General features: G+C 68.0%; 15 protein-coding genes. 11 read left to right on the top strand and 4 right to left on the bottom strand.

The features are described from left to right. Positions 1-4: 4 nt before the first annotated feature. From GFY24_RS30445 to GFY24_RS30430, 4 genes are all read left to right on the top strand, one after another. Positions 5-946, top strand: coding sequence for an ABC transporter permease (locus GFY24_RS30445; RefSeq protein ID WP_194853076.1), 942 nt, complete (start codon positions 5-7; stop codon positions 944-946). After that, positions 943-2727 (top strand): dipeptide/oligopeptide/nickel ABC transporter permease/ATP-binding protein, encoded by a 1785-nt coding sequence (locus GFY24_RS30440; protein ID WP_153808559.1) that lies wholly within the window; start codon positions 943-945, stop codon positions 2725-2727. Before GFY24_RS30445 ends, GFY24_RS30440 begins: the two co-directional genes overlap by 4 nt. After that, positions 2724-3542, top strand: a complete 819-nt coding sequence (locus tag GFY24_RS30435) for a dipeptide/oligopeptide/nickel ABC transporter ATP-binding protein (protein WP_153808558.1) — start codon at positions 2724-2726, stop codon at positions 3540-3542. Before GFY24_RS30440 ends, GFY24_RS30435 begins: the two co-directional genes overlap by 4 nt. 101 nt (positions 3543-3643) lie before the next feature. Further along, positions 3644-3871, top strand: a complete 228-nt coding sequence (locus GFY24_RS30430; RefSeq protein ID WP_228566789.1) for an amidase family protein — start codon at positions 3644-3646, stop codon at positions 3869-3871. 87 nt (positions 3872-3958) lie between these two features. Here GFY24_RS30430 and GFY24_RS30425 read toward each other — a convergent pair whose 3' ends face one another. After that, positions 3959-4567: an MFS transporter gene (locus tag GFY24_RS30425; RefSeq protein ID WP_194853075.1), complete on the bottom strand. Its 609-nt coding sequence runs from the start codon at positions 4565-4567 to the stop codon at positions 3959-3961. Between the two features lie 25 nt (positions 4568-4592). Between GFY24_RS30425 and GFY24_RS30420 the strand changes: the two genes are divergently transcribed. Further along, the gene (locus GFY24_RS30420; RefSeq protein ID WP_309231526.1) at positions 4593-5576 is read left to right on the top strand and encodes an Lrp/AsnC family transcriptional regulator; all 984 of its coding nucleotides are present in this window, start codon (positions 4593-4595) and stop codon (positions 5574-5576) included. A 20-nt stretch (positions 5577-5596) separates the two neighbouring features. Here GFY24_RS30420 and GFY24_RS30415 read toward each other — a convergent pair whose 3' ends face one another. Both GFY24_RS30415 and GFY24_RS30410 read right to left on the bottom strand, forming a co-directional pair. After that, positions 5597-6241: a class F sortase gene (locus GFY24_RS30415; protein ID WP_309231525.1), complete on the bottom strand. Its 645-nt coding sequence runs from the start codon at positions 6239-6241 to the stop codon at positions 5597-5599. After that, positions 6238-7194 (bottom strand): hypothetical protein, encoded by a 957-nt coding sequence (locus tag GFY24_RS30410; protein ID WP_153808555.1) that lies wholly within the window; start codon positions 7192-7194, stop codon positions 6238-6240. Before GFY24_RS30410 ends, GFY24_RS30415 begins: the two co-directional genes overlap by 4 nt. Before the next feature lie 219 nt (positions 7195-7413). Between GFY24_RS30410 and GFY24_RS30405 the strand changes: the two genes are divergently transcribed. The 6 genes from GFY24_RS30405 to GFY24_RS30380 all read left to right on the top strand — a co-directional run bounded on the left by GFY24_RS30405 (position 7414) and on the right by GFY24_RS30380 (position 17049). After that, positions 7414-8799, top strand: coding sequence for a hypothetical protein (locus GFY24_RS30405; protein ID WP_153808554.1), 1386 nt, complete (start codon positions 7414-7416; stop codon positions 8797-8799). Then, complete coding sequence (locus GFY24_RS30400; protein WP_153808553.1) at positions 8796-10253, top strand: hypothetical protein; 1458 nt, start codon at positions 8796-8798, stop codon at positions 10251-10253. The genes GFY24_RS30405 and GFY24_RS30400 overlap by 4 nt, the downstream gene beginning before the upstream one ends. Further along, positions 10250-11626, top strand: a complete 1377-nt coding sequence (locus GFY24_RS30395) for a CHAT domain-containing protein (RefSeq protein WP_153808552.1) — start codon at positions 10250-10252, stop codon at positions 11624-11626. The genes GFY24_RS30400 and GFY24_RS30395 overlap by 4 nt, the downstream gene beginning before the upstream one ends. Then, entirely contained in the window at positions 11604-14264 is a 2661-nt protein-coding gene (locus tag GFY24_RS43465) for a tetratricopeptide repeat protein (protein ID WP_153808551.1), read from the top strand. Before GFY24_RS30395 ends, GFY24_RS43465 begins: the two co-directional genes overlap by 23 nt. 275 nt (positions 14265-14539) lie before the next feature. Then, positions 14540-15976, top strand: coding sequence for a phenylacetate--CoA ligase family protein (locus tag GFY24_RS30385; RefSeq protein ID WP_153808550.1), 1437 nt, complete (start codon positions 14540-14542; stop codon positions 15974-15976). Further along, positions 15973-17049 (top strand): ThiF family adenylyltransferase, encoded by a 1077-nt coding sequence (locus tag GFY24_RS30380; RefSeq protein ID WP_309231537.1) that lies wholly within the window; start codon positions 15973-15975, stop codon positions 17047-17049. The genes GFY24_RS30385 and GFY24_RS30380 overlap by 4 nt, the downstream gene beginning before the upstream one ends. Here GFY24_RS30380 and GFY24_RS30375 read toward each other — a convergent pair. Beyond that, on the bottom strand, positions 17027-17440 hold the full coding sequence (locus GFY24_RS30375) for a nuclear transport factor 2 family protein (RefSeq protein ID WP_153808548.1): 414 nt from the start codon (positions 17438-17440) through the stop codon (positions 17027-17029). The two genes, GFY24_RS30380 and GFY24_RS30375, sit on opposite strands and share 23 nt — an antisense overlap. Between the last annotated feature and the right edge of the window lie 37 nt (positions 17441-17477).

The following is a 17477-nucleotide window of genomic DNA, read 5'->3' as shown; positions in this document are numbered from 1 at the left end:
TCGCGTGCCTGTACTGCTGTTGAAGCGCGCGGTGTCGGCGCTGTTCCTACTCGCCGCGGTCACCACCCTCGCGTTCTTCCTGACCAGCCTGGGCGGCACCGATCCCGGCCGCAGCATCCTCGGTCCGGGGGCCTCGCAGGAGTCGGTCGCCGCCGCGAATCACCAACTCGGAGTGGACCGTCCGATGCTCGTCCAGTACGCCGACTGGGCCGGTGGGCTGTTCCACGGTGACCTGGGCCGGTCGTATATGAGCAATCAGCCGGTCGGCCGGGAGCTGTCGACCCATCTTCCGGTCAGTATGAGCCTGATGGGATTGAGCCTGTTCGTGGTCGCGGTCTCGAGCCTGGTGCTCGCCGTGCTGGCGGCCACCGGGCGCGGCCGGGCCGACCGGGCCGTCCAGCTGATCTCGCTGGCCGGGCACGCGGTGCCGGGCTATCTGCTGGCGCTGCTGCTGCTCACCCTGTTCGCGGTGCACTGGCAGGTCTTTCCGGTGCTCGGCTATGTGCCGCTGAGCGTTTCGCCCGGGCGATGGTTGTCGGGCATGGTGTTGCCGGTTCTCGCGGTGTCGCTCTCGGGTGTCTCCGGGGCGCTGCTGCAAGGTCGCGGCGCACTGCTCGACGTGCTGGACACCGACTACATGCGCACCCTGCGCTCGCGCGGAATCTCGACGCGAGCGCTGTTGTGGCGGCACGCATTACGCAATGCCGCTCCTCCGTGGTTGACCGCATTGTCGCTGGGTGCGGTCGCCATGCTCGGCGGTTCCTTCATGGTGGAGAAGGTCTTCGCTATGCCCGGACTCGGCACCCTCGCGGTGAATTCCACGCTCTCCGGTGACCGTCCGGTGCTCATGGGCCTGGTGGTCCTGACCGCGGGAATGGTCGTCCTCGTCAATCTTCTGACCGATCTGGCCCAGCTGTGGCTGACCCCGAAGGCACGCACGATATGAGTGAACACACCCCGCCCGGCCGGACCGCGCGACCCACCCGGCTGCGTGCGGTCCTGACCAACCCGCTCGCCGCGACGGGTCTGATCCTGCTCGCGGTGGTGCTGGTCGCGTTCATCGCCGCCATTGTCATCGGCTGGGTCGATCCACACGGTCCACTCGATGCGAACCTGCGCGATCTCAACGCGCCGCCGGGGAGCCCCGGACATCTACTCGGCACCGACAACGGTGGGCGCGACGTCTTCATCCGGCTGGTGGTCGGGACCAAATCGACCCTGTTGAGCGCGGCGATAGCGCTCGGCGTCGCGATTGCGCTCGGCGTGCCGTCCGGGCTGATTGCGGGGTATTACGGCGGCCGGATCGACCTGGTGTTGGACTGGTTGTCCAGTCTGATCCTGTCGTTGCCCGCACTCCTGGTGCTGATGGCAATCATTGCCGGACTTGGCAATTCGACGTGGATCACCATGGGCGCGCTGGGCACGATGATGACGCCGGGGGTGTTCCGGTTGATCCGCGCGCAGGTCAACGCGATCCGGTCGGAGCTCTACATCGATGCCGCCAAGGTCGCCGGGCTGCACGATGCCCGCATCATCGCCCGGCATGTGCTCGGCGTGGTGCGCGGGCCGCTACTGCTGATGCTGACCGTGCTGTCCGCCGTCGCGATCACGGTCCAGACCGGCCTCGACTTCATCGGTCTCGGCAGTGCGTCCGTCATCACCTGGGGCGGCATGTTGAGCGAGGGGTTCAATGCCCTGTATCAGAATCGGCTGCTGTTCCTGTGGCCGGGACTGGCGTTGTCCCTGACCGTGACGGCGCTGTTTCTGCTCGGCAACGGGCTCCGGGATGCGTTGCAGCACAGCGATACCCGGGCCGCACCCGCGCCCGAAGCTGTCCGGATCCCCCGCGTCGTCGCCCCGGCCGCTCCCGTTGAGCCACCCGAGTCCGATGCGGTGCTGTGCCTGCGTGATCTTCGAATCGGTTATCCCACCGGTGATTCCGAGCCGGTCGAGGTGGTTCGCGGTGCGACACTCGCACTGCGCGAGGGCCGAATCATGGGTTTGGTCGGCGAATCGGGTTCGGGGAAAACCCAAACCGCCTTCGCGGTGCTCGGTTTGCTGCCGAGGCAGGCTCGGCTGCTGTCCGGGGAGATCTGGCTGGACGGAGTGGATCTCAGCACGCTCCCGCCGGGCCGGCGTGAGCGCGCGGTGCGCGAATCCATCGCCTATGTGCCGCAGGAGCCCATGTCCAATCTCGATCCCGCCTTCACCATCGGCTATCAGTTGACCGAGCCGCTGCGCGCACGTGGTGTGAACCGCCGCGCGGCTCGTGCCCGTGCGGCGGAGCTGCTGAACCGCACGGGAATCGCGGATCCGGATCGGGTGATGCGGTGCTATCCGCATCAGATATCCGGCGGTATGGCGCAACGGGTGTTGATCGCGGGCGCGATCTCCACCGAACCGCGCATCCTGATCGCCGACGAACCCACGACGGCGCTCGATGTCACGGTGCAGAGCGAGATCCTGGATCTACTGCGCGAATTGCGCGCGGAGTTGTCCATGTCGGTCCTGCTGGTGACCCATGATCTCGGTGTCGTCGCCGACCTCTGTGATGATGTCGCCGTCATGCGTTCCGGTGAGATTGTCGAAACCGGTTCGGTGAGTGAGTTTTTCGGCAATCCGGCACATGAGTACTCGCGCGAGTTGCTGGCCGCCGTGCCGGATGAAGATCATGTCCGCGCCGCGTACACCGGCGTGGCGAGCGAGAAGGCCGGTGCGAAGCAATGAGTTTGCTGGAGATCGAAGATCTGGTGGTCCGGTTCCCGGGCCGGGGCCGCCGCACCGCACCGTTCACCGCGGTCGACGGAGTGAGCCTGGACATCCGCCGCGGCGAAACCGTGGGACTCGTCGGCGAATCCGGTTCGGGCAAGACAACCGTCGGCCGGGCCGTACTGGGTTTGACACCGGTGGCGGGTGGGGCAATCCGCTTCGCCGGCACCGAGATCCAGCATTTGCGCCGGGCGCAGCGGCGGCCGCTGGCGTCCCGCATTCAGGTGGTGTTCCAGGATCCGTACAGCTCGCTCAACCCGACGATGAGCGTGGCCGATATCCTCGGCGAGCCATTGCGCGCCGCGGGTGTTCCGCGCGGCCGGGCGCGTGCTCGTGTCACCGCCCTGCTCGACCAGGTCGGCCTGCCCGGTGATGCCGCGGACCGCTACGCACGCGAGTTCTCCGGTGGTCAGCGTCAGCGGGTCGCCATCGCCCGCGCGCTGGCACTGGATCCGGAATTGGTGATCTGCGATGAAGCGGTATCCGCACTGGATCTGTCGACGCGGGATCGAATCCTGGCCCTGCTCATCGAGATTCAAGAACGCACCGGCGTCGCGTACCTGTTCGTCGCACATGACCTCGCGGTGGTGCGGCACATCAGCCACCGGGTGGCGGTGATGAAACAGGGCCGATTGCTGGAGTTCGGCTCCTGCGCGCAAGTGACGTCCGAACCCGCACACCGCTTCACCGGCGAACTACTGCTGTCCTCGCTCGTCGCGGACCCCGAACGCCAGCGGGAGCGGCGCGCCCGCCGCCAGGCCCTGCAGCACTGATGGATACCTGTGTGATGGCGGAGTGACCGCAGGATTCATGCGGCTCGAGCGACTGATACGAGGGATCCGGTAGAGAAAGTGTCGACCTCGGCGAGTATCAAGTGCAGGATGTCGGCGCGACCTTCTGGGCGGCGATGACCATGCCGTTCAATATCAGCAATCGCTGCCCCGTACTCAATGTCCCCTCCGGGCACTCGAATTGGGGCATCCCGACCGGCGTCCAGATCGTCGGCCACCCCTACGACGATGCGACCGTCTTCCGGGTCGGCAAAGCGCTCGAGCGACTCCGCCCCTGGGCTTACCAACCCGGAAATCGCCCAGCGCTATAGACACGGACGCGAGTCGGCGCCGGTCCCTTTCGGGGACCGGCGCTTTCGGCGTTGTGGACCGGTTTCACGCAGCGGTGACGGTGGCACTCACGACTGCTCCTCGAAGGTGTGCGGGGTGCCGGCTCGATCGGGCAGGTCGACCGCGGCCAGGAAGGACTCGGTGTCCTGCGGGGTGAATACGGCCATGGCAGCGGCGATCACCGCACCGACGACCAGGAAGCCGAAGGCGGCGTGGAAGGAGAAGCGGTCGGCGAGCACACCCATGGCGGCGGGCGCGACCATGCCCGCCAATTGCCCGCCGAAACCGATAATGGCGCTGCCCACGCCGACGTACGCGGGGGGCAGACTGCGCAGCGGTACCGCGTAGATCGGCATGTAGGCCAGCGAGGCGGAGAAGACGGCGATGGTCGCGCAGATCGCGAAACTCGTCGATGTCGACGAACGCGCCAGGACCAGCAACGCGAGCGCGGCCACGGTCATCGCGGGCACGATCACCAGTCGATGGTTGCCCGCCAGCCGGTCGGAGAGTTTGCCGCCGAGAATCGTCGCCAGCGCCGCGCCGAGCGCCGGTATCGCCATGAGCGGTCCGGCGGTGGTGAGCGGCAGCCCATGCTCCTCGCTGAGGTAGGTCGGGCCCAGGTACTCAGCCCCCAGCCGATCACGTTGTAGCCGAACATGATTGCCGCGAACCGCCACAGCACACCCGAGCGCAGCACCAGCAGTGATCGATGCGCTGCAGGTAGCTCCCCGCGCCCCGTGGTCACGCATCGGCCAGGCCCTCGACATCGACGCGACCACCGCGGCCCGGCGCTGGGAGCGGCTGCGCGCGGACGGTTCGGCGTGGCTCACCGCCTATGTCTCGGCGCGGGTGGCGACGGTCGGCTTCGTCGAGGTGCGCTGCCGCCCGAAGTTCATCGACCGGGTGAGTGCGGCGGCCGCCGCACTGCCGTGGGTGTTCACCGTCGACGAGACCGCCGGGGACTTCGATCTGCTGCTCTCGGTCGGGGCCGCCGACCTGTCCACGCTCGGCCGGTGGGTGCGCGACGAAATCGGCGGCCTGCGTGGAATCCGTTCCACCCGAATGCGATTGGGCATCACACTGTACGGCGAGGGCAGCGACTGGCGGGTTCGCGCGATCGAGCCCGCGCAGCGCACCGAACTCTCGGAACCGCGTGTGCCGTCCCGAACCTCCTATGGCACACACGGTTTCAGCCAGTTGTCCCTGGAGGATCAGGCGCTGCTGACCGCGCTACACGGTGATGCGCGCATGGGCTACACCGCGCTCGGCGCTGCCGCCGGCATCAGTGAGCACACCGCCCGCCGTCGACTGCACCGAATGCTGCGCGATGGCGATGTGCTGATCCGCTGCGACTTCGCCTATCCGCTCGCCGGGCTGGCGACCATGGTCATCTACCGCATGTCGGTACCGCAGGCCCAATTGGTCGGGACGGCCGCCGAGCTGGCCCGAATGGAGCAGGTGCGGATGTGCGCATCGGTGAGCGGCCAGCACAACCTGCTGGTGGAGGTGCTGCTGCACGGGATCAGCGATATCGATCCGTTCGAAGCCGTTCTCGCCGAACGGTTTCCGGCGCTCGAGGTCAAGGACCGCGCGGTGGTGCTGCACACGCCCAAACGAATGGGCTGGCTGCTGGACCAAGACGGCCGGGCGACCGGGCGGGTTCCACTGGGCCCGTACCGGCTGTGAGGACGGCACGGGCGCTTCCCCTACGTGACCGAGTCGAGCGAAGAGAAGACGACGACGTTGGAGAGGTAACTCTTTGCGGATTGGTCGAATTCGCCGCCGCAGGTGACCACCTGCAGGGTTGCGCCGCCGCGGGGACCGAAGACCAGTTGGTCCGGGAAATCGGATTTAGAGTACATCCGCACATCGGAGACCTTGAAATGCGCGATCTTTCCGTCCGCGCGGCTCACATCGATCATGTCACCCGGCTTGACCTTCTTGAGGGCGAAGAACACGCCGGGGCCTTTGTACGAGTCGACGTGACCGAGTAGGACCGCCGAGCCCTGTTCGCCGGGGGCGGGGCCCTGTTGATACCAACCCGCCTGCTGGTAGTCGGCGGGGACCTGGACCGAGCCATCGGCGTTGAGGCCCAACGAGATCAGTGAACCGGACGCCTGGATCGAGGCGATATCGAACGACACCGGAGTGGAGCGGGTGATCGCCGCAGCGGTCTGCACGCGGGTGGCGGGTGCTGCCGCGGCACTCGTGGTCGCGACGGAAGTGGTGCTGTCGGAAGACCCGCAGCCCGTGACGAGAGTCGCGGCGATCGCCATCGCGGCGGCCAGGGCAGCGAACGGCCGCCGACGAATTCCATACGCGCGCAAAGTATTTCCGTTCGTGGTGATCACTGCGCGCGCACCACACTAGACATACCGCCCGCGCCGGTTTCCGGTGCGCCCTTGGGGATTACATAGCCGCCTGCCGGGACCTTGTCGGTGACCAGCGTGCCGCCGGTCATGCCGGTGGTCGCGGCCGGAGGAATTGCCATGCCGTACACCGTGTCCGGTCCGGCCGCCCCGGCTCCGACAGCGATCAAGTCGATGCCGCCCAAACCGGCGGCGGGCACAGCACCGCCGGCCTGCACGACGCCCCCTGTCTGCACACCGCCGCCGGCATTTCCACCGGCCTGTACGCCACCGCCCACCTGTAGGCCGGCACCGGTGTCGGCACCGACCTGCACGCCACCACCGGTCTGCACACCCGCACCGACGTTCCCACCGGCCTGCACATCGCCGCCGGTCTGCACCCCACCGCCGACGTTCCCACCGGCTTGCACGCCACCTCCGGCATCGCCACCGACCTGGACGCCAGCCCCGGTTTGCACACCCGCGCCGAGGTTCCCACCGGTCTGCACACCGAGATCTGCGGTGCCACCGCTCTGGACGCCGCCTCCGCCGTTTCCATCGACCTGCACGCCGCCCCTGGTCTGCACGCCACCGCCAAGGCTCCCACCGACCTGGACATCACCGCCGCCCTGGACGCCGCCGCCGGCGTTCCCACCGGTCTGCACGCCTCCCCCGGTCTGCAGACCACCGCCGGCGTTTCCGCCCGGGGTCACGCCGATACTCGGCGGAAGGGACGCACCGGCATTGCCGCCGACTCCGGCGCCGCCTTGCACATCGATGCCCAACCCACCGCCCCCGGCGTTCGCTCCACCATTGCCACCGATACCGACGTCCACTCCCAGGCCGACCCCGGGGCCGGGTGTCGTCGTGGTGGTGGGGTCTGCGGAGACCGAAGACGACCCGAGCGCAATTGCGGCCGCGGCGGCCGCCACCGCAGTGAATTTCCTTGCAGACATTGTCAATTCACTTCCAAACGTTGTAGTCCGATGCCCCTCCTTCGAACGAATCGACCGGTCTGTTACTCCAATTCACCCCGATTGCCGAAAGCTATGGCAACCTGGGAGCAATCCAAACCGGACGTTCGCTCAACTCCCTAACCAGCCGTGCGACACGCTCCGCGCTATCGGTCGAACAGCCGACTGACGTGGGGCGGCGCGTGAACGTACGTTGTCCTCGTGCCGGATACTGACTGGGTGGTCCCACTGTGGTGGGTGCTGGTGCCGGGGCAGACGATTGTCTCGGGGGATCAGCTCATCGACCGCTGGTACGGCCGGATGGCGAAGCCGAAGCCGGCCAAGAACGCGTGTGTGCCCGAGATCGCGGGATGGTCGGGCATGCTCGGGGCGCGGGCGTGGGTGGCGCTGAAATATGAAGCGCGGGTGGCGGAACTGGCGCGCGGGGGCGGATATCGGCGGCGGCCGCTGAACGAGCCGGACAGCTGGAATGGGGTCAGCCGGCTCTATGCCGACTATGCGGACGCGCTCGCCAGGTTCTCCGCCGAATTCGCCGCTCTCGTCGCCGCGATGCGACCGGACGGACTGCCCAATGACGACTACGACTGGGTGCGGGAGCTCAAGAATCGGGTGCCGCGACTGGTCCGGCACGTGATGGTGAGCCCGGTGGATGGACCGCACGGCGATGTGATCGAGTCGCCGCAGACCATTCTGTGCTTCTTCGACACCAGCAAGGCGCAGCTCCCCAGTTACGAATCCATCGCGCGGCGTGGATATCTCGCGGTGCTGGTGGACCGGCTGGAGCGGCTGCGCGATGCGGAGAACCCGAATCCGGAGACGATCAGCGTGTTCGAGGCGGCTATTGCCATGCACGCGGCCGAGTACGGCGATCCCGAGGAGCCGGTACGCAAAGCCACCGCCGAGGAGCGCGAACTCGTGCACGCCGTACTCACGGCGGAGGTCGACGCGCAACCGTCGCTGCGCAAGAATCCGCTTCTGGGTGAGGCATACAAGCGAGCAACGCAGACCCTGTTGCGCCGCATGATGCTGGGTTCCCGAAATATCGACGGGCGGGCGCTGTTCAGCGCACTGCGCTGGGCGCGCCTGGACAGCATGCGGGTCGACCAACGCACCCGGGCATGGGAGGCGCATGTGGCGGATGAGCACCTCCCGTTACGGATCGTCGGGGGAATCGCGGGCGATAACGCGCAGATCGCCGCCCAATTGCTGTTGAGCCGCGCGCACACTGAGCTGATGGCGTACGCCGAACCGCATGCGCCCGGCGACAGCTGGGAGAAGTCACTTGCCCTGCGACTGCTGTCGCAGGGCAATGCGATCGCCTTCGCCGCCTTCGGAGGATTGGCCGAATTGGTCACGGCGGCATGGGAAGACGCCGCCCCCGAATACGGTTCGCGACCACCCGGCGCCTGCACATATGACGCGCAGACCGCCGCTCGGTATGTGCAATCGCTGCTGAAGCTGACGGCGGCGACCGCGAAGCCGTCTCCCGGGCCGACCATTCGGCGATACGCGCGCCGCCTTCAGCAGGTGCATGACGAAATCGCCGCCCAGCGTGCCGCTATGGATGGCGAGGAGAGGCCGTCATGACCGTCGACAGTGTGCCGATGCGCGCAGATGGCGTCCTGTTCCTGACCGAAGACGGTGCGGCGGAATGGGTTTCGGAGCGGACCGCCGCCGTGGCGACAATCGGGATCACGGTCGGCGGCGGTTGCCTGATTCACGTCGATGCCGCGGCTCCCGGTGAACCGCTGCGGTGGACGGTGCCGCCGGGCTCCGATGGCAGCGAATTGGCCCGCGCCGTAGGCGATTCCGGTCTGGTCGGGGTGCTGGCGCAGGCGCGCCGGGACGGCACCACCCGGCACCGGATCCTCGCGGCCCACTCGCTGAACGAACCGTGGGTGCGCTTCGCGGAGGTCGAGGCGTTGGCGAGGTGGGCCATGCGGCCACTGCACCGGGGCGCGCTGGCCATCGACCGCGCGGTCGCCGCGCACGCCGTCGGATACCTCGGCGATGCGCGGGCCTGGTTCACCCGCGCCGAGCACACCCTGATCGACCTCGGCGCACGCTATCTCGACGGTGAATTACCGGATACCGCCGCCGATCTCGTCTACAACGCGCTGCTCGTGGCCGCCGAGGCGGGCATCGACGGCGAATTCCCGGACCTCTCCCCCGACCGGCCGAGTCATGCGCAGATCTCGGACACCGCCGTGCTGGAGGTGATCACCCGATGGGATCGCACGGGGACGGCCGCGAGCGCGGCGGGTGCCATCTGGACGCTCGGTGGTGATGAGAACACCGACCCGGACCGCGATGTCGGATTCATCGACATTCGAGCGGTACCACCCCGAATCATCGCCTGGAGCGGATCCGATCAGCCGGAACTGCTGATCGAATACGACTCGGGCGCAGACACTTTCGCCGTCACAGCCTGGATCGCGGACGATGTGGACCCGCGCTGCCGGGAAGTGCGGCAGCTGATCGCCTACGCCGCCCGGCGCGCCGACGGCGCACTGGTCGCCACCGCCCCGGTCCGGTTGCAGGGCCGGTCTCTGGTGGCCGGACTGCCCGCCGCGAGCGGTGCGATCGGTGAGCTGATATTCGGAATACTCGACGCCGCAACGGATATCGACGAACTGCGGACCGATCAGGTGGGGCGCTGCCTCACCGAGGTCGACCGCACCATGATCGATGCGTGGGGCCGGGCGCGCGCGGCGACGGCGGCCCTGTACACGGTCTCGGCGATGGCGGGCGAAACCGCTTTGTACAAAGCGCAATCCGAGCATCGTTCGCGTATGCGCATCGTCCGGAGTCTGGTGAGCACCGCCCGGGCCCGGCTCGAACGCGAACTCGCACAACTGGAATCGATCCCGACGGACCCGGAGTCCGATGCCGCGCACATGGATGCCGCCGACCGCCGGGCGCTGATCACCCTGCTACGTGCGCGCGATATCGCCCTGGCCCGCTATGTGCGCTCCCTGCGGCATGGAGAGGTGGCCGAACCCGCTCTCGCCGAACTGATTCCACCGCAGCCGGACGAATGACAATCACCTCGGACGTGCTCGTCCGCGCCGTCGACGCGGGCGACACCTACCTGTCCTGGCGCTGGCTCGACGATGTGCGGACCCCCGCGTTCGAGGTGCTGAGCGCCGCCGCCACCGCACCGGCGCTCACCGCCCTGGAGCTGGCGCTCGGCGCGCCGCGCGACGGTGAACGACGCCACGACGCCATGCGCCGGGCACTCTCCGAAGGCGCGTTCACCGATATCGATCGGGAACGGGAGCTGGCTCGAATGCTCACCGAAGCCGTACTCCCGCAACGCCTGCGCGCCGAGATCCGCCGGCGACTCGACGCGGGGGCACGAGTATGCCTGCGCCTGACCCCCAGCCCCCGGCTGACCCGGGTGCCCTGGGAATTGTTGTGCTTGAACGACGATCAGCGGCTGCTGGAGATCGCCGACGTGGTGTATGAACCACCCGCGGCGGTCCATGCCGAGCGAGCGCGGTGTCCCGGGGATTGGGAGACGGTCCGGGAATTTCCGCCGCTGTTCGTTATCGATCCGGCGGTGCCGCTGCGTTCGGCGCGACGACACGAACTCGGCCACGTCCTGACACTCCAGGATCTCGAACTCCTCTCCGCGCGCATCGAGGAGTACATCGACGCCGGCCGGATCGATGCCGCCGATGGCGAGACGGCGCTGCAGCACCCGACCAACCGCGTGGCACTCGGTACCGCCCTGCGCACACCACGATCGCGGTTCTTCTATCTGGGCCACGTCACCTCCTCGGCCACCGAACCAGGCTCGGCGGCAATACATTTGACCGATACCGTGCGGCAGTGGGGCATGGCCGCGCCATTGCGGGCACACGACCCGAACGGTGTCCCGATTCCCGACCCCGAGGACCATCGCCCCTTCGCCGCATTGGATCTGTTGCTCGGAACCACTTCGGCGGATCGAGATGTATGGCCGCGCTATGGTTTCGACGGCCCGCGCCTGGGCTGTGAACTCTGGCCCATGCCGCACCGGGTCGCACTGATCGCCTGTGAGGGCGGGGCCGACTATCGCGCCGCGGAGACCTTCGGGCTGGTAATGGCCATGGTGAATGCCGGTGCGGCACTGGTCACCACAACGCGCTGGACGCTCCCCGCCGACCGCGCCATCCGAGCCTTACGCGCCGGCGCACCACACCCGACGACAACGCTGGCGCTACGCGTGGATGCCGCGCACGAGGGGCCCGATCCACTCGGCGAACTCGCGCGATGGCAGCGTGAGCAGCTACGGCAATGGCGTGCGACCGGCGACCTCGCGTATACGCCGCTGGTGTGGGCGGCACTGACGCATACGGTCGCGCCGCGGCGAACCGTCTCTGGTCCCCCGCCACAGGAGGTCGATAGTGCCGACCGATACTCCGGATGATTCGTGGCCAAGCCCCGCTTTCCAGCGCGCCATGGAGCTCGCGGAGCAGGGCGAGCACGCACACGCGCTGACGCGGCTGCGGGCGGAACTACCGAACCGCGCGGGCATCGAGCGCGCCGAATGCCTGCGGTGGATCGCCGGATCCGAGGCGCAACTCGACGCGCTCGATGCCGCCGTGGAGGCACTCGAACAGGCGGTGTCCTTGCTCGCGGACGAGCCCTTCTCCGAATTGGCCGTCGACTGTGCCCTACTCGCGGGTACCGGACTCGCGGAACTGAACCGCGACGCCGAGGCCGTACCGTACCTGCGCACCGCCGCCGCGGGTTTACGCGTGCTCGCCGAGTACTACGGCGACGGTATCGAGGATCCCGAATGGATCGGAGAGATCGCCGACTGCGATGAGGCGCTGGCCACCGCGCTGGCCGAGACCGGGGATTTCGCCGCCGCGCTGCCGGTCTTCCGGTCCGCCGCAATCGGATTCGCCGCCGCGGGCCGGATCGCGGATGCCGCCGAGAGCCGATCCGACTGCGGTGCGATGGCGGTGGAATTGGACGATGCCGAGCTGGTGCGCGACGAATTCGACGCGGCCCGGCGGGTTTTCGATGAACTCGGGGAGACCACGGATTCGGCGCACTGCTCGTACATGATCGGCATCGCGTACTCCGAGCTCGCCGACACCGACCGCGCGCTGACCGAATTACAGCGGGCCAGAACGGGATTCGCCGGCGCCGGGCGGGACGTGTCCGTCGCCGACTGTGACGTCGTGCTGAGCGAGGTGTACGCCACGCAGGACCGCATCGACGACGCGATCACCGCCATGACCACCGCGGCCGCCGCATACGACCGGCACGGTGAGCGGGAGCAGTGCCTGGATTGCCACCGTAAACTCGCGGAGTTGCACCTGAACCGAACAATGCGGCATCTGCGCAGCGGGCGGAACCAGGCCGCGATCGCCGAAATCGCGGCGACGCGCGAGGCATGCGAGGCGTTCGGTGACCCGGACCTCGTCGCGGAGCTGGACGTGCTGGTCGGGATGGTATTGGACGACCTCGACCATCCTGATGCCGGCGCGGCCTACACCCGGGCCCGGGCACACTATCTGCGCACCGGCCGCGAACTGGAAGTCGCCTGGTGCGATGCGCAGCTGGCCACCTCCCTGCTCGGTTCGGGCGACGTCGCGGCGGCCGAACGGGAACTGATCCGGGTGTGCGCGATCTTCGAAAAGGCCGGTGATCAGGCCCGTCTCGCGAAGTGCCGGCGCTTTCTCGCCAATGGCGCGGTGCGCCGGTCCGCCTATGACGAGGCGCTGCGACTACTCGAAAGCGCTTACGAGTACGCGCGTGAGGCCGGCGATGAGGAGTTACGGGCGGAGTGCTGCCAGGACATCGGCGATGTGCTGGTGCAGATCGGTGAGTACCACGAGGCGATCACGCGATTGGCCGAGTCGACCAGGACCTTCGACAGCCTGTCGGAATTGATGAAAGCCGCCGCGGGCCGCGAACGGGCCGCCGTGGCCAACTTCTATCTGGGCCGGCACGCGGCGGCCGAGGACCTGTTCTTCGAGGCCAGGACGGTCTTCGCGCACGTCGGTGCGCCACGCTGGGTTGCGGGCGTGGATATGGAACTCGGTCTCATCTATTGCACGACAGGGCGTTTCGAGGAATCCGAGCGCGCGTACCGGGATGCCCTGGACAACTTCGGCGCACTGGGCCTGAATGAGGATCGGGCGCGCGCCCAGGCGAATCTCGGTGGCCTGTATCTTCGACGCGGCGACTACGAGGACGCGGCGCTGGCATATGAAGCGGCCGAGGCGACATTCCAGCGCTCGGGGCAGAAGTATCAAGCGGCCGTCTGCCGGGAGAATCTCGGCGCGATCGCGATCATGCGCGGGGATTCCGAAGCAGGCAGAAATATGACTGACTCGGCCCGCGCGTACTTCCAATCCGATCCTTCGTTCCGCTGGAACACCGCGGCCGCGCACCGCAATAGCGCCGTCGCGGAGACATCGCTCGGGCATTACGGCTCGGCGCATGAACACCTCGGTCAGGCCAGGCGATTGAATGCCGAACTGGGTCTGATGATCGAGGTCGCCACCTGCGATTTCTGGGAGGCCGTGGTCACCGTCGGCGAATCGGACGACGACGGACTGCGCCGCGCGCTCGATCTCGGGATCCCCGCCATGCTCCTCATCGACGCGCAGCGCTTCCAATATCCCCATGCCGCAAGCCGAATCGCCTGGGCGGCATTGAACGCGCAGATCCGCGGGGCGCTCTTCGACTGGGCGCACCGGCTCGGCGACGCGGACCTGATGGCGGATCTGATCGAGGTATCGGTGAATGCCGGAATGCATGTGGCGGCGCACCGGCCGGAATCGGCCGGATCGGAACTGTTCGCCCCGCTCGCCCACGCCCTGGACGCCGATCTCGCCCCGCTGTCCGGTCCGGCGAAGCGCCCGGCGACCACCACAATCCGGCCGATCGGCGGTGCGGCGGCACTGATTTCGGGGGCGATGCTGCCGATGCGCCCCTCGCCCAAGCTGCTGATGCCCGACGGCCGCGTCGCACTGGCGCCCTATCTCGACAGCGCGATTCGGCGGTACGGGGCGGCCGATCGCCCCTACACGGTGCAGACCTGGTGAACGGCCGTTGACGCGGGTTCGGTCGCACCCCGCCCGCGACCGAACCGTCGCTCGCCGTAATAAGTTCCAGCGCCACATCGCGCTTCGTCCCGGCGGCTCTGCCGGTGACGCGGTCTGCCTCGAATGCCGGAATCGGTGAATTCAGCTTAGGCGCGCGAAGATTCGCGCTCCATCGGACGATCGACCGACACCGCGCGGGCCGCGGCCACCCGGTCCCGGGGGATCGGTGTTCCGGGCGAGGACCCAAGTCCTCGTTCACGGAAAGGACTTCCCCGATGACAGCATCACTGCCCGAGATCGCCGGTGACCCAGCCGGGTTCGGCCGGGCGCTCGATCTCTTCCGGCGTGCGGCCGCGGGCGTGCCCGCCTACCGCGCCTTCCTCGCCGAGGCCGGAATCGACCCCGACGCGATACGGACCGCTGCGGACTTCCGCACGGTTCCCGCCGTCACCAAGAACAATTACCTCAAACGCCATCCACGCCCGGACCTGCTGTGGGGCGGCGATATCGCCGGAGCCGGATCCTGGTGGGCCAGTTCGGGTTCCACCGGTGCGCAGACCTACTGGCCCGGCGGCGGCGTGACGCTGGAGGAGGGCATCGAGTTCTACGACCGGATGTTCCGGCACAGCTTCGCGAGCCACCTGCGACCGACGCTGCTGGTCGTCGGATTCGCCATGGGCAACTGGATCGGCGGTATCTACACCTACCGCATAGCGCTCGAATTGCGGCGGCGCGGCCACCAATTGTCGGTCTGCACACCGGGCGCGGAGGTCGACACCATTCTGGCGAATATCGCCGATTTGGGCCCCGACTACGCACAGGTGGTGGTCGCGGGCTACCCGCCACTGCTGCACGACGTGCTGGACCGCGCGAATGACGCGGTGCTGCACCAGGATCTGCGATTCCTGGCGGCGGGCGAGAGCATCTCCGAGGAGAGCCGCGATCATCTGCTGCGGCGGATCGGCAAACCCGGTGAGCCCGATCGGATCTGCCTGATCTACGGCACCGCGGACGCGGGCGTCATGGGGCACGAGACCGCGACCACCATCGCGCTGCGGCGCCTGGCCCGCACCGATTCCCGTTTCGCGATAACGCTTTTCGGTGGCGGTGCGGTGCTGCCCACCTTCGTCGAATTCGACCCGCAGCTGCGCTACACCGAGGTCGACGAGCGGGGCCGGTTCCTGTTCACCATCGACGGTGCGCTGCCGCTGTTGCGCTACCGGATCAATGACGAGGGCCGGATCTTCACCGCCGCGCAGATCGAGGCCGCGCTGCGCGATTGCGGTCACCGGATGCCGGTGCGCACCAGCACCCTGGGCGCGGGGTTCCTCGCGCTGTACGGCCGCGCGGATGTCGCGGCCAGCTTCTACGCCGTCAAGATCTACCCCGAGAGCATTCAGGCGGCGCTGCACGAACCGGAGCTGTACACGGCGGTCACCGGGCGATTCGTGGTGACGACCGAGCTGGACGCCACCTTCGCGCAGACCCTGGTGCTCCACGTCGAAATGCGCGAAAACGTGCTCGCCACACCGGCATTCACCGAACTCGTGCGCGAACGGGTCATCGCCGCCCTGACCCGCACGAGTACCGAGTACCGGCGCCTGCGCACCGAACTCGGCACCGCGGCCGATCCGGTGCTCACCCTCGATCCCTTCGGCAGCACCGCCTTTCGCTTCACCACCAAACACCACTACGTCAGGAGTGACCGATAATGCGGATCCTCGACCCCCAACTCGACCGCCACCAGATCGACGCCCTGCTCGCCGCGGGATACCGACTGGTCGACGCCTGGAGTACCGCCGCGAACGAGCTGCGCGAACTGGACCCGGAGTCGGACCCGCCCGGAGTGCGCTACGCGGTGTACGACTGGCGGCACACCCTGGTGGAACTGCCCGATCCGGAGTCCTTCTGGCGGCTCAGGACCGCTCGCAACCGGTATCTGATCGACGAGCCCGAGCAGCGCGCCTGGGCGCGGGCGCTCATCGGCATCGCCGGGCTCAGCGTCGGATCCTCGGCGCTGACGGTGTGCGCGCTGACCGGCGCGCAGCGCTTCCATCTGGCGGACCCGGATCGGCTCGGCGTCACGAATCTGAACCGGCTGCCCGCCTCGGTCTGCGATATCGGTACTCGCAAAACGACATTGGCGCGGCGCCGGGTGCTCGAACTGGATCCGTACGCATCGCTGCGCATGTTCTCCGACGGTGTCACGCCCGCGAGCGCCGATCACTTTCTGGGCACGGCACCCGGCGGTGAACGGCTCACCGTACTGGTGGAGGAGATGGACGACCTCACCGCCAAGGTCGACATCCGCCGCCGCGCCCGGCGGGCCGGGATTCCGGTCGTCATGGCAACCGACAACGGGGACAATGCCATTGTCGATATCGAACGGTTCGATCTGGACCCCGACTACCCGCTGTTCCACGGTCGCGCCGGGGATCTCACCGCGCTCTCCGGCACCGCGCTCGCCGATCCGCGCGAGCGGGCCCGGATCGCGCAGCACATCGTGGGGCCGGAGATCACGCCGCGAACCCGCTATTCGCTGACCGAGGTGGGACGTTCGCTGCAGTCCTGGCCACAGCTGGGCACCGCGGCCACGCTCGCGGGTGCGACCGCGGCCTACGCGGCGCGCCTGATCGCGTGTGGGCATGCGCTGCCGTCCGGGCGGTACCGTCTCGATCTCGACCGGGCACTGCTCGGCGACGCGGCCGATACGGCACAGCGCTGGAATGAGCTGAGCGAAGCGGATTTTCGGACCGCCATGGCTAGCGATCCCACACGGGAGTAATCGCATGTCCGGCGAAACGCCAACCAGCCGTGGTGCGGACGGCGCGTAGTTCGTAGCGGCTGCCCACCAACCGCACCGCGCCCGTGTCCGATACCAGGGCGGCGACGACATCGGCGACCAGGGACGCCTGGTCGCCGTTCAGCGTCACCACCGGACCGGTGACGAAATGCTGTGTGCGGTCGAAGGTCTCGTGATTTCGCCGGGCGATCTCGGCAATGCCGGTGGCCCCGCGCGTCGACGAGCCGGGCATGGTCAGCTCGGCATCGGGGGTGTAGATCCCGGCCAGACCCGCGAAATCCCGGGTGTCCAGGCAGCGGGTGATGCCCACGGCCAATTCGGTCAGGTCGGTGCGGTCCGACAGCTCCTGTAATCGCTGCCAAGTCGAGGTCATCGGCACAACCTAATGCAGGGTCGCACCGGGGGAACGG

The organism is Nocardia sp. SYP-A9097 (genome assembly GCF_009649815.1).
Lineage (GTDB): Bacteria > Actinomycetota > Actinomycetes > Mycobacteriales > Mycobacteriaceae > Nocardia.
The sequence above is the reverse complement of the archived record's forward strand: the minus strand, read 5'-3'. Positions and strand labels throughout refer to the sequence as shown.